The following is a 12,935-nucleotide window of genomic DNA, read 5'->3' on the forward strand; positions in this document are numbered from 1 at the left end:
GGCTCATGATGTCCCTCTGGGATGCGCTCCGGATGAATATGATGATCTCATATCAGGAACTTGTTCGCACCTTCCTTAGGTGCCAATAAACTCTCTTTTAATTGAGCGATCAACTGCTCCGACAATTCCCCCCCATTGATAAAGGAATATTCTTCATATCCCCGATTAACTGGCAGGGTTTCGCACATCCGCAGAACAATACAGTGTATGTTGATGAACTGTGTACTGTTTCTCTGAAGCCATTTTTTGACCAATAATAATGGCAACCGGTTATCGATCACCAGCAAGCAGGACGGATATTGTGACATAACTGACTGCGTGCCAGAAATAAATGTCCGTGCATCGATCAATACCAGATTTGGTAACCATGCTTTTATTCCTGAAAAAAGGAAAGTATCATAACTGAGCAGAAAAATTTTTTTCGTATTCATAGTTATCACCAACTTGAATTTATGGCATAGCAGGTCCCTCGCTCTATTCACGAGAGAATATACAACACCTTCGACCTCCAATAATCATAAGGCGATTCGTGATAAAACTTTATCCATAAGCCATATCACGTAAATTCAGAATTTATAATCACAGTTATCCATATGAGTATTCTCATCACACCGTAAGTTCCATTTAAAAATTGAAAAAGAAAAAACTCCATTTCTTAATCAGTACAAATCCCTTTACTCACTTTCACTTCATTACAAAACAAAAAGCTATAAATACAAAACTTACAAAACATATAACTACAGTGACCAACAGAATAACATATTACCGTAGTTTATGCTGACCGACAAACTAAGAGAGGATGTCGTAGATCTTGTATTCATAAACATTTCCGGCAATATGCACGACATATTGTTTCATCGACTCTAAACTTAATGCTACGTTTTATAAAGCTAGTGACAGTATAGGTCCAATATATAATCTGGGCATATTGGCTCAGACCCAACACCTCTAATGATTAATTTTTGAGCAACCCTGACCCACGGGTAAATATTTCTGTAACGCTACGATAAATTTCCGGTTTTTTGTTTTCAACTCACTACTATGCCAGGTTTCCCCCGGTAACACATAACGCATGGTGGCTTCATCATCAGTTGAGTGACACCCCTGGTGTACGATAATTTTGAAAAAAGTATTCCCTGTGTTTTTCAACGTCCCGTTTATCTCATCAATGGTGTAGGCCAGGTTCATTTTCCTCGGACGAACGACCAATATGGTATCCATAGCGATCACCGGGAGAGCCTGTCCGCCTTTCCCTAGATTACGTTCGGTAAACAGCGTTATCGGCATTTCACGAAACAGTATTCGGTAATAGCGTTCTTTATCGTCCTGCGGGCCACGATAGAAAATCTTAAAAAACTCACTTGCCTGCGGTGCCAGTGAAAAACTGAGCGGAGTAAACAAAAGTTCGCCTTCGGCAATAGCACTTCTGTTTTCACCTCCCGGTCCCGGTTTATCTATTTTAACTGCGCTAATACTGTACACGTTCTGTTTCTGGCTATCGTTATAGATTCGTTTACTGATAAATGATTTATCCGATGGCATCTCATAAATAGTCGACTCCAGGTAGACGGCCTGAGCGGAGAACACCGTTAGCCCGGAAAGCAAGACCAATATCCATCTTAGCGCCAAACGACAGTGGCTCATGGCGTCACTCCCACCCAATTCGCCGTCACTTTTATCTCTCCGCTGGCACTGACAACACCTTCCCAATCCGCACCGGAAACGGTCAACATCGAACGCGAATCATTCATTGGGAAAAGCAATTTTAAATCAGTCGCAAAGTAGCTTCCATCATCTGTATTATTTGCGTCCCAGGGCGTCTGTTGCCATTGCGCATCTCTCATGCTGATCGCCGCTTCACTACAGCTATTTCGTTTCTGTACCACGCCACCCGACTGACTGTTGTACTGAAGAAAGGCGGGAATTGGGACAGCTAACCCACCTTGCGTAGAGGTGAACAGGCAATAAGGCACATTGTTTATCGTCGTACTTTCCCCAATAACTTGTGCGGTAATGCTATCAGCCTGACGAGGCCCCGAAACCGTCACGGTGTAATCCATCTCAATCGGAGCAGTCTCGCCAATTGTGCCGCTGCCGCTTGCCGAGGTGCTGTTATCCGATGAGATAATACTGATCCCATATTCCTTTGGCACAATATTGAGCTGTAGCGAAGGGGTAAACTGGTAGTGTCCTGACTCTGGTGTTAAGCCATTATAAAAACCGAAGGTAAACGGCTGACTGTTGGTAATGCTGATCCCTGAATCAACAAGCTTCTTCAAAAATGCTTTTGACAGAAAAATATAAATGTATTCTCCAGATGTCGTAAAAACGTTGTAATAAGCAGTTGAAGTACCATAGTTATACCAGTTTGAACCATTCCCAGAGTATTTCACGGTGGCCGCTCCGGGCGTAAAACCAAGCATCGCCGTGTCGACAAAAGCGCGAAACGTCAAGGAGGCGGTCAGATTGGCCGTTTGTTGCAAGTTATAGCTCACCATTTTGCAAATCACACCGTCAGTACCGCCCACCACGCCAAGTTCGCAATAACCAGAGTCTTTGGTGATGCTCGGCGTACCATCGCTGGCAACCCAAAGCTCCTGAAATGCGTTAGTCGAGACAAGTGACAGATGACCGCGTTTAGTTAACGTGTAATTGACGTAATTCCATGATCCTGTCGATTGGTCTTTGCACCGTTGCCCGGAAGAATAATCATAATTTACAGAAGTATAACAGCGGTTGAACACATAGGTTTCGCTGCTACCGGTTGGCACATTGCGGAAGTACTCATAAGCAGTATCGGTCAGGGAAGCGAATCCGTAGGCGCCACCAATAACGCCTGCGACAGAGCCGACCTGCGCATGATAAAAACCGTTTTTGTCAGCGCCCAATCCGGCAATAAACCCGGTTGATGGGCATTGAGTGCCACTATAACAACGGATTCCCCGGAAAGGCCCGTTAATCGGGGAGTTATCAATCCACATGTCCTGATAATAATATCCAGGCGCAGTCCAGCCGACAAAACCTAAATACCCGAGACTGACCTGAGAGGTACCGTATTTTATCCACGTATTTGACCCGCTGAAACGCGGATCAAGTGCCGATGGGGTAATAAAGTATTCACTATCAATGGCATTTTCGATAAACAAATAGTTATTACTGACTGATCCCGAAGAGATTGCATTCAACGCCAACGCAGGCACAGGTGAAAAACTCCCTACGGCACAGATTACAGTAGCTAATTTAATCAATACTTTCATTTTATTACCTCTGTGCCATCGTGGTTTGCGTTACACATTTCACATCGCCAACCCACGCAGCGCCGCGTGCTTTTTCCAGATCCAGATCGGCTTCACATACCCTGCCGTTGGCAGAAATTAACGTAATAACCGGATACTTTTTATCGATATCGATAGCAAACTCACCCTTTTCATCCGTACGCGTTTTACCGATGTGGTTATGGATATCGGTATTTGCAGCCAATTGTCCATCGGGATAACGAATGCGACCGAATACGGTGACCATGCTTTTCACTTCAGGGTTGATAACACCCACGTTACCCGGATATAGCGTCAACTCCTGTTTGCGTCCTGAAACAATATCGAAGCTGTCCTCAGAATTTTTATCATTGAGGATTTCCAGCTTGTACTGAGCATAGGGCGGCAGTGCAATGAAATTTGATTTACCGCTGAGAAGATAATTGCGGTTATTAATCTTCGCAGCCAGTTTCCCCTCGCCGGTCAAATCTGTTTTTACGATAACGCCAGAACGCTGCCTCTCTTTACTCAGACCGAAGTCTTTACCAGCCCACGCCAGAGAACCTTGGGAAGAGAAGTTCATATTGGTGGAGTTGTCAGCAGAACGCGTTACCGATACGGTGCCGGCGTTATATTTCGTGTCATAACTCAAATTGCCGTTTACCGAATAATTATTGTCATAATACTGTTCGCCGCTCAGACGCGTTGATGCCGATAATCCGACCGATTTAATCGGCCCTTCAGCATACTGTTTTCGTGCACTGAGATTACCCTGGGTACTACCATAGCGATCTCGGGAGACGCCCATGCTCAACCAGGTCGCCAACGGCAACGATAAGTCCAGGCTGACATAACGTTCCTGTCGCCCATCGTCATTTCGGTTGTTGTAGTAATAACGCTGAATACCTGCACGCAACCCAACCGTGGCATACCTGCCTGAATAAAGGGTCGTGTTGTAATCCAGATTACGGTATTTATTGCCTGAGTAACGATTCTCCGTCTGGCTCACGGTGAGCGAGCCGCCATGAGGAATAAACTTTCCAAGGTTAAGAGTTCCGCCAATGGAATAGTTATCACGTTCCTGCATGGGCAAGCGATCGCCAATTTTACTGTCTTCACGAGATGCCCAAAGGGAACCATATCCCTCAGGGACATTGAGATTGATGTTACTGATGTTTCGCCATGATGAATCGTTCGCTACCAACATCTGATTGCCAATACTGACGTATTCATTCACATTCAGCGTGACATCCGTTTCATTAACCGCATTGTTGTCAAAACCGTAGATCGTTGATTTCAGGCCCAGCCCCGACAATATCGCCAGCGTCACCGATGCGGCCCCCCCGACAATCCAGGTCTGCTCATTACCCAAATCCTGATAGTGGTTACGCTTATAGCTCACCCGATCATAATCCAGCGAACCACCAAAAAACTGCCATGAGAGCTGATCAACTCCAGCAGCTTGTTGGCGAGCAAAGATCTTATTAACCCGGCTGACACGACTATTAATTGTCCGCCCATTGACCACGATATCTACCGTGACGTCGTAAACACCATACGGAAAGCGACTGGTATCAATTTCATAGCTGCCCATATTAAAGTTCTGCACGCTGAGTAAACGTCCATCGCGGAAGACATGAACCTCACCAGCGGCTGGCAAAAATACGGTAATCGGCGTGAGTGAAAGCGCGGTATTCTCAACAACCGTACTTCCTTTGTTCCCGTAGCTCACACCGTAAATTTTCCCACCATTCAGCGCATTCAGGCTGGCAATAGACTGGACATTCCATGTATCAAGCATCCCCAGCGCCAGTCGATACCCTTCATAATCGCGCTCATACATCGCACGATAAAGTTTACTGGTACCATTGCTGTCACCGATGCCGTAAAACGAACCGTTAACATTAATGTGGTGCTCCCGCAGCGATGTTGTATTGTCCATCGTCAGATAGCTGCGGGTACTGCTGCCATTTCGGTAATCGTTGTAGTAGGTACCAAAGTTGTAGTTCAGGACGTTAGACAGAGTTTCAACGCTGGAAGGTCCAAGCAAGCTACTGCGCGCGACAATCGCTTCAGTTAACGCATCTTTGCTGACAATCATCTCCAGGTGAAATGATGAGACATTAAGTTGCAGTCGAGCATCATCTGACAGTTCAATATTCGTATTATCGTGAAACTTTACATCACGGATTTTTTCCACTAACGCACGGGTTTTCTCGGATAACACAGCATTATTGGGCAATTCAGCAAGAGTCAGTGCTTTAACTGTAATATTGCCATCAACAAGCGAAATCACCGCATCGGCAATTTTTTGCTGACTTTTCTCATCAGTCTCGTTGTAACGTATATATACCGGCACCGTCATTCCCTGCTCCAGTGAACGGGCGAAAGCACTGGGAATAACGTAATTACCCACTTTTACTGGGGCTGCATGTGAAGTTCCTGGTGTCAGCGCAAGAAAAAGACAAATGCTACCGCCAACAATATATGTTGTTGTCATATGCATCCTTACAATCCGGTATTTTTATTTATCCCGTACAGATGGCTGCTATTGACCATCACTTCACTGTAATAAACTGCTTACCGTGCCAGATACCGATGCGTGAGCGGCTATTACTAATGTCGGTGAACTGCAGTTTTATTTTTGTACCTGGCATAATGTAATAACGTTCACGACAGCCCCGTCCCTGATCGCGAGCATTATCTTTGCAAGCTCCATAGGCGATTACTCGAAATGAAACATTGCCAGTATTGCTAATAACATCACCATTACGGTTATATTCAAAACGCTCTTTTCGCGGCGCAACGACCAAAATCGTGCCAATTTCTGCTGACGCTGTCGCAACAGCCAATTTATTGGCCCGGGTTTCCGCGCTCTCGGTGACCGGCTCATCTATCCATTGCAGACGATAATAACGCTCGACATCATCAACTGGCCCTTTATAAAAGAAGCGAAAAACATCCTTTGCCTGACCAGGCAGAATTAGATTGGCAGGCGTAGAGAGTAATCCCCCGGAATTAACGGGTTTTATTTCGACTCCGCCCGCTAAAGGTGATGACAGTTGTTTTACCGATACGCTGACATAACGAGCCGAATCTGTCGTATTAGTGATTTCTTTCGATAATGAACTCTCAGTAGAAGTCATTATCGACGTGATATCACCGACGTTAATTGCCCAGCTGGAAAAAGAGATTACCAACCCTACCAACATTGCTGCCGGTAAATATTTATTCATGACACCATTCCTGATAAATTCGGGAGAATTTCTCCTCCCGAACTTTTATTTATTAGGCGGACGGAGTCGTCCAGGTTGCATTGAACTGTACTTTTACATCACCAGTCCAATAGCCGTCTGGCAGTGCAGAGTAATCCGTTACCGGCGTGCTACCATCAGAAGTCGCAGACGCAATGGTGAATTTGAAGTTAGATTGATCGCTGACGCGATCAGCACCGTTGTAAGCGCCATCAGCCATCAGGCTTTCAAGACCAGAAGTCGAGCTGGAATTTACCAGGACAGTATCTGATGAATTAGTCAACGCAGTGCCATTCCATGCCACCCCTACGTTCAGGGTAGACGCATCGCCACTGGCGTTGGTCAGAGTATTGCTAATAATCTGAGCGGTCAGTTCAAAATCAGTTGCCGTTTCCTGGCCCTGAATAGTCACATCAAACGCGCCATCCTGGGAGTTGAAGCCATTAAGACCTTCCGCATACTGGAAAGTCAAAGAGTTCAGCGGAGTGACGACCAACATGCTGGTGGTATCTTTTGTTGCCGTCGCGTCCCACGAGGCCGTTGCAGAAGCAGTGACATCTGCCATTGCATTTGCCGCAACAAATACAGACGCCAGAGAGGTCACTAATAATAATTTTTTCATTTTTATCTTCTCCTAAGAACATACTCACCACCGAGTCTTATTATTAAGTCACTCCAGCGGTTCCATTAATTGCGAGCCAGAATTGCCGCGCCCAAAAATTATCATTTGAATTAAGTAACATCTCAACAAACCCTGAAACGCAAAAATTACAAAAAGACTAAGAATTTTCCCACTAAAACGATAATCTAAGAAGTTTCCTAAGTTTAATTTACTTAAATAACACCGCGAATCAGAACTATCACCCAAATAAATAAGGCAAATCAAACAATTCATCTTTTTTATGTTTTTGATAAATATCAAAAAGATCATACAAATACCACGAGAGCAAAACCCTTACAAAACATAAAGATAATTAACACCTCCATAGTTTCTCTATAATGCTTATTATTTGTTGCAATTATGCTAAATTTTTAACGCCGCAAGAAAATTCTCATGATATATCCATTTGCGCGGGAATATTCTTATAAAAAAATCATTCACCTACAGAAACTACATTCTAATTGATAATTATTTGACAAAATTAAAACCAGGAATTTTCCATATAAAATGAATATTCCTGGCTTATCAGGAGAGATAATGATTATCGTTAAATAGAAAATTAGATAAAACGTTTTAAACCAAGATAACTATTAATTGTTACGGTACGTACCCTATGTAAGGTAATCAGATTCTGCTGTTCAAGTGATTTTAATGAGCGGCTAACGGTTTCAATTTTAAGATCGAGATAACTGGCAATTTCGTCCCGAGAAAATGGCAAGCGAAGCGTCGTTTCTGGCCTGCCGATGCGCAAATGCATCTCGTAAAATTCCACCAGGAAAGCCGCGATCCTAGCCTCAGCATGTTTATTCGCATAGCGCCGCAGTTTTTCAACAATGAATCCATTGTCCCTGCAGAGAAACTTGATGACTGCGGCAGCAACCGAAGGCTCCTTCTCTGCTACCTTGAACAACCGCGCAATATCAATGTGGCAAACCTCCGCAGCCGTTGCCGCCTTAATCGTTGTCAGGTACTTCCCCCCTTCGACAGCATCCAGCGCCATGATATCTCCCGGAACATAAAAGCGGCTGATAAAAACGTTATCGCCACATTCCACGCTGGACTTGCAGTACCCCTCATGGATAACAAAAAGCATATCCGCGGTTTCATCCTGTCGGGCGAGTATCTCCCCAGCTTTAAACCGCCTTCTTTTGTCTATTAATTTGTATTGATTATTACGATCAATCGCCGCTCCCTTTGGGCACAGCGAACAATGACGGGGAGGAAACGGGTTGCCAAGCGGCACAACAGGAATGCTAAGTTTGTGAATATCCGATTTCACGCAACAACTCCTCATAAAAATGAGATTGATTCTAATAGATCGGGCCATAGGAACAATACGTGAAACGAAGACCAAGAAAATTCATGCAGGCAGGGAAAATTCTGTGATACGCCGCCTTTCTGGCGCCAGAGAATGCATAGGTCAGAACCAGACTGGTGCGGATGATGTTAAAAACGCAGGATAAAAAATACGGCAGCGGGATGAAGGTTAGAATTAACTGGGTGATGCCTTTATAGCCTTTTAAATCAGATGGCTATTATTGCATCACCCAGTTTCAATTATGCACGAATCGTGTCGTCACCGAAGCCAACCCACTTGTATGTGGTCAGTGCTTCCAGTCCCATTGGGCCACGTGCGTGCAGTTTTTGCGTGCTCACCGCCACTTCCGCACCCAGTCCGAACTGGCCGCCATCGGTAAAACGAGTAGAGGCGTTTACATACACGGCAGAAGAGTCCACTTCATTCACGAAACGGTTGGCGTTGCTGAGCGTGCGCGTCAGTATGGCGTCCGAGTGCTGGGTGCCGTGTTCGCGAATATGGGCGATAGCGCCATCCATATTTTCGACCACCACAACATTCAGATCCAGAGACAGAAACTCGTTATCCAGCTCTTCCGGTTTCAGTGACACCAGTTTGGCAGGGCCATGCAGTACCTGCATCACGATTTTATCACCGTGCAGCGTAACACCGCTATCCGCCATCTTTTGGCTTAACGCAGGCAGAAAATGCTCAGCAATATCCTGATGCACCAGCAGAGTTTCTACGGTGTTACAGGTGCTTGGACGCTGCGTTTTGGCGTTAACGATAATCTTCAGGGCCGGGTCGATCTCCGCGGTATCATCAACATAAATATGGCATACGCCAATACCACCAGTGATGACCGGGATAGTTGACTGCTCACGGCACAACTTATGCAGACCCGCGCCACCGCGAGGGATCAGCATATCGATGTACTTATCCATTCGCAGCATTTCAGCGACCAACGCGCGGTCCGGGTTATCAATTGACTGTACGGCAGCCGCGGGTAAACCGCAGGCTTCCAGCGCCTTTTGGATAACAGCCACGGTCGCCGCGTTGGTCCGGTAGGTCTCTTTCCCACCGCGCAGAATCACCGCATTGCCGGTTTTCAGGCACAGGGAGGCAACGTCAACGGTGACGTTTGGACGCGCTTCATAAATCACGCCAATCACGCCCAGCGGGACGCGACGACGCTCAAGACGCAGACCGCTATCCAGCAGGCCGCCATCAATCACCTGCCCTACCGGGTCGGCAAGATTACAGACCTGGCGCACATCGTCAGCAATCGCTTTCAGACGTGCCAGCGTCAGCGCCAGGCGGTCGAGCATCGCTTCGCTCAGGCCGTTGGCTCGCGCCTGCTCAACATCTTGTATGTTCGCGCTGAGGATGCTTTCCGTTTGCGCTTCCAGCTCATCAGCAATGGTTTCCAGTACGCGATTTTTTTCGCGACTGGAGAGCAGCGCCAGCTTGTATGACGCGGCTTTGGCAGCAATGCCCATTTGTTCCAGCATATGCCTGTTCCTTAACGGGTGATCATGTCGTCGCGATGGACAGCAACCGGACCGTATTCGTAGCCCAGGATGGTGTCGATCTGTTGTGAGTGATGTCCGGCAATACGGCGCAGCGCGTCGCTGTTATAGCGGGTGACGCCGTGGGCAATATCGTGCCCTTCGAGATTGCAGATGCGGATCACTTCACCACGAGAAAAGTTACCTGTCACGCTTTTAATGCCTTTTGGCAGTAATGAGCTGCCGCGTTCCAGAATTGCTGCGGTCGCGCCCTCATCGACGGTAATCTCCCCGGCAGGCGGCGCGCCAAAGATCCAGCGTTTACGGTTCTCCAGCGGAGAGGCCTGAGCATGAAAACGCGTCCCAACGGAAACGCCTTCCATCACGTCGCCAATCACGCCCGGCTTGCTGCCTGCGGCAATAATGGTGTCAATCCCGGCGCGGCACGCGACATCGGCGGCCTGCAGTTTTGTGCCCATGCCGCCGGTTCCCAGACCTGAGACGCTATCCCCGGCAATGGCGCGCAACGCATCATCAATGCCGTGTACGTCTTTAATCAGCTCAGCCTGTGGGTTGGTGCGTGGATCGGCGGTGAACAGCCCCTGCTGATCGGTCAACAGCAGCAGCTTATCGGCTCCAGCCAGAATTGCCGCCAGCGCGGAGAGGTTGTCGTTATCGCCGACTTTAATCTCAGCGGTCGCTACGGCGTCATTCTCATTAATGACAGGAACAATGTTGTTATCCAGCAGCGCGCGGAGCGTATCGCGGGCATTGAGGAAGCGCTCTCTGTCTTCCATATCTGCACGCGTCAGCAGCATCTGCCCGATATGAATACCGTAGATCGAGAACAGCTGTTCCCACAGTTGAATCAGTCGGCTCTGCCCGACCGCCGCCAACAGCTGTTTCGAAGCTATCGTTGCCGGGAGCTCCGGGTAACCAAGATGCTCACGTCCGGCGGCAATCGCACCAGAGGTAACGATAACAATACGATGCCCTGCGGCATGGAGCTGCGCGCACTGGCGAACCAGTTCTACGATGTGGGCGCGGTTCAGGCGGCGGGATCCGCCCGTTAACACACTGGTGCCAAGTTTTACCACCAGCGTCTGGCTGTCACTCATGATTCTCTGCCATTCAAAATTGGGGAAAATGATATCAAACGAACGTTTTAGCAGGACTGGCCCCGGTTGCCAACAACCAGCGCACAAAGCATGAAATTTTATTGCGCAGGATCAGCAAGCGTAGCGGCAGATTTTGACGCATTTATTACAGAAACATAAAAACATCCTTTTTTAAAAATATTCTTACTTTGTCATAAAACGTTCATTGCCAGACGTTAAAAACCCTCCTGTCTTTTAACGGGGATCACACCCAGTGAATATTAGCGCGTACTTTTAATCAGGAATGAAAATGAAAAAGAGCACTCTGGCATTAGTGGTGATGGGAATTGTTGCGTCGGCATCCGTACAGGCGGCGGAAGTGTATAACAAGAATGGTAATAAGCTAGACTTGTACGGCAAAGTAAAAGCCATGCATTACATGACGGATTATGACAGCAAAGATGGTGACCAAAGCTATATCCGTTTAGGTTTTAAAGGCGAAACGCAAATTAACGATCAACTAACCGGTTATGGTCGTTGGGAAGCAGAGTTTGCCGGCAATAAAGCTGAAAGCGACTCTAACCAACAAAAAACACGTCTGGCCTTCGCCGGTGTGAAATTAAAAGATTTTGGCTCGTTTGATTATGGTCGTAACCTGGGCGCGCTGTATGACGTGGAAGCCTGGACCGATATGTTCCCGGAATTCGGTGGTGACTCCTCCGCACAGACCGATAACTTTATGACCAAACGCGCCAGCGGTCTGGCAACTTACCGTAACACCGACTTTTTCGGCGTCGTGGATGGCCTGGATCTGACCCTGCAATACCAGGGTAAAAACCAGGATCGTGATGTGAAAAAACAGAACGGCGACGGTTTTGGTACTTCCGTTACCTATGACTTTGGCGGCAGCGATTTCGCGGTGAGCGGCGCTTATACCAACTCCGATCGTACCAACCAGCAGAATCTGCAAACTCGTGGTACGGGTGATAAAGCTGAAGCCTGGGCGACCGGCTTAAAATATGATGCTAACGATATTTATATTGCGACGTTCTATTCTGAAACACGCAATATGACGCCAATTTCCGGCGGCTTCGCCAATAAAACACAGAACTTCGAAGCGGTTGTTCAGTACCAGTTTGACTTTGGTCTGCGTCCGTCACTGGGTTATGTACTTTCTAAAGGGAAAGATATTGAAGGCGTCGGCAATGAAGACCTGGTGAATTATATCGACGTGGGCGCAACATATTATTTCAACAAAAATATGTCCGCGTTTGTTGACTATAAAATCAACCAGCTGGATAGCGATAATAAACTGGGCATCAACGATGATGACATCGTTGCGGTGGGTATGGTCTACCAGTTTTGATATAGCATAAAAAAATGCCGGATGGGGTTGCGCCGCCATCCGGCATTTCACTGTTCATTATGCCGTTAACTTAACCGGTTCATCCTTAAAGCCGTCAGCAGGTTCCAGCGCCAGATTCAGCGTCGTTAACAAGCCACGTAATTTTTCATGGAATTCACGTAAGGTGTATTCCAGTCGCTCTACCACTTCAGTCTCTTTCACCGGCACCGCCGTCCAGTTACCGTCTTTATCAAACAAACCAAACTGATAGCTGTACGTGAAGCGTTTTTCCTGCGCCTCCAGTTCCATCCACCAGCCCCAGAACTCGCGTTTCTCAGGGGCGGGTTTTACGTTGACGCAAACAGCCAGACAATCGAAAAAAAATCGATTATCTTCGCACTGCCCTTCCCGGATATACGGGCCAAGCGCGGTGAATTTCTTGATCAATCTACTTTTCGGATGCCCACTCGGTAACGTCATTACGATCTCCTTAGGTGAAGCACCTGTTTTACCAAATCG

Annotated in this window: 10 protein-coding genes and 1 pseudogene; 1 reads left to right on the forward strand and 10 read right to left on the reverse strand. The window is 47.0% G+C overall.

What is annotated here, in order from left to right:
* Positions 1-71: 71 nt before the first annotated feature.
* The 9 genes and pseudogenes from OGY18_RS03510 to proB all read right to left on the reverse strand — a co-directional run.
* A pseudogene (locus OGY18_RS03510) lies at positions 72-431 on the reverse strand (EAL domain-containing protein); the annotation flags it as partial.
* 517 nt (positions 432-948) lie between these two features.
* Positions 949-1,644, reverse strand: a complete 696-nt coding sequence (locus OGY18_RS03515; protein ID WP_126319144.1) for a fimbrial biogenesis chaperone — start codon at positions 1,642-1,644, stop codon at positions 949-951.
* Positions 1,641-3,257 carry a fimbrial adhesin EcpD family protein gene (locus tag OGY18_RS03520; protein ID WP_174785107.1) on the reverse strand — a complete coding sequence of 539 codons (1,617 nt, stop codon included), beginning with the start codon at positions 3,255-3,257 and terminating at the stop codon, positions 1,641-1,643. Before OGY18_RS03520 ends, OGY18_RS03515 begins: the two co-directional genes overlap by 4 nt.
* A 4-nt stretch (positions 3,258-3,261) precedes the next feature.
* The gene (locus OGY18_RS03525) at positions 3,262-5,754 is read right to left on the reverse strand and encodes a CS1-pili formation C-terminal domain-containing protein (RefSeq protein WP_286551749.1); all 2,493 of its coding nucleotides are present in this window, start codon (positions 5,752-5,754) and stop codon (positions 3,262-3,264) included.
* A gap of 58 nt (positions 5,755-5,812) precedes the next feature.
* On the reverse strand, positions 5,813-6,490 hold the full coding sequence (locus OGY18_RS03530; protein ID WP_200920765.1) for an EcpB family pilus assembly chaperone: 678 nt from the start codon (positions 6,488-6,490) through the stop codon (positions 5,813-5,815).
* 52 nt (positions 6,491-6,542) lie between these two features.
* Positions 6,543-7,130, reverse strand: a complete 588-nt coding sequence (gene ecpA / locus OGY18_RS03535; RefSeq protein WP_003830835.1) for a common pilus major fimbrillin subunit EcpA — start codon at positions 7,128-7,130, stop codon at positions 6,543-6,545.
* Between the two features lie 598 nt (positions 7,131-7,728).
* A complete protein-coding gene (locus OGY18_RS03540; protein ID WP_126319150.1) occupies positions 7,729-8,448 on the reverse strand; it encodes a Crp/Fnr family transcriptional regulator in 720 nt (239 codons plus the stop codon).
* Between the two features lie 278 nt (positions 8,449-8,726).
* Positions 8,727-9,977, reverse strand: a complete 1,251-nt coding sequence (proA, locus tag OGY18_RS03545) for a glutamate-5-semialdehyde dehydrogenase (RefSeq protein WP_286551754.1) — start codon at positions 9,975-9,977, stop codon at positions 8,727-8,729.
* A gap of 11 nt (positions 9,978-9,988) precedes the next feature.
* Positions 9,989-11,092: a glutamate 5-kinase gene (gene proB / locus OGY18_RS03550; RefSeq protein ID WP_286551757.1), complete on the reverse strand. Its 1,104-nt coding sequence runs from the start codon at positions 11,090-11,092 to the stop codon at positions 9,989-9,991.
* A gap of 289 nt (positions 11,093-11,381) precedes the next feature.
* On the opposite strand from proB, the gene phoE reads away from it, so the two are divergent.
* Complete coding sequence (phoE, locus tag OGY18_RS03555; protein ID WP_003830831.1) at positions 11,382-12,437, forward strand: phosphoporin PhoE; 1,056 nt, start codon at positions 11,382-11,384, stop codon at positions 12,435-12,437.
* Between the two features lie 57 nt (positions 12,438-12,494).
* Here phoE and crl read toward each other — a convergent pair whose 3' ends face one another.
* Positions 12,495-12,896, reverse strand: a complete 402-nt coding sequence (crl, locus tag OGY18_RS03560) for a sigma factor-binding protein Crl (protein ID WP_003830830.1) — start codon at positions 12,894-12,896, stop codon at positions 12,495-12,497.
* Between the last annotated feature and the right edge of the window lie 39 nt (positions 12,897-12,935).

This window comes from Citrobacter sp. Cpo142 (genome assembly GCF_030332425.1).
GTDB lineage: Bacteria > Pseudomonadota > Gammaproteobacteria > Enterobacterales > Enterobacteriaceae > Citrobacter > Citrobacter portucalensis.

Coding starts and splice junctions, on each gene's coding strand:
- OGY18_RS03515 (WP_126319144.1), bottom strand. CDS start 1,644: ATGAGCCACTGTCGTTTGGCGCTAAGATGGATATTGGTCTTGCTTTCC.
- OGY18_RS03520 (WP_174785107.1), bottom strand. CDS start 3,257: ATGAAAGTATTGATTAAATTAGCTACTGTAATCTGTGCCGTAGGGAGT.
- OGY18_RS03525 (WP_286551749.1), bottom strand. CDS start 5,754: ATGACAACAACATATATTGTTGGCGGTAGCATTTGTCTTTTTCTTGCG.
- OGY18_RS03530 (WP_200920765.1), bottom strand. CDS start 6,490: ATGAATAAATATTTACCGGCAGCAATGTTGGTAGGGTTGGTAATCTCT.
- ecpA (WP_003830835.1), bottom strand. CDS start 7,130: ATGAAAAAATTATTATTAGTGACCTCTCTGGCGTCTGTATTTGTTGCG.
- proA (WP_286551754.1), bottom strand. CDS start 9,977: ATGCTGGAACAAATGGGCATTGCTGCCAAAGCCGCGTCATACAAGCTG.
- proB (WP_286551757.1), bottom strand. CDS start 11,092: ATGAGTGACAGCCAGACGCTGGTGGTAAAACTTGGCACCAGTGTGTTA.
- phoE (WP_003830831.1), top strand. CDS start 11,382: ATGAAAAAGAGCACTCTGGCATTAGTGGTGATGGGAATTGTTGCGTCG.
- crl (WP_003830830.1), bottom strand. CDS start 12,896: ATGACGTTACCGAGTGGGCATCCGAAAAGTAGATTGATCAAGAAATTC.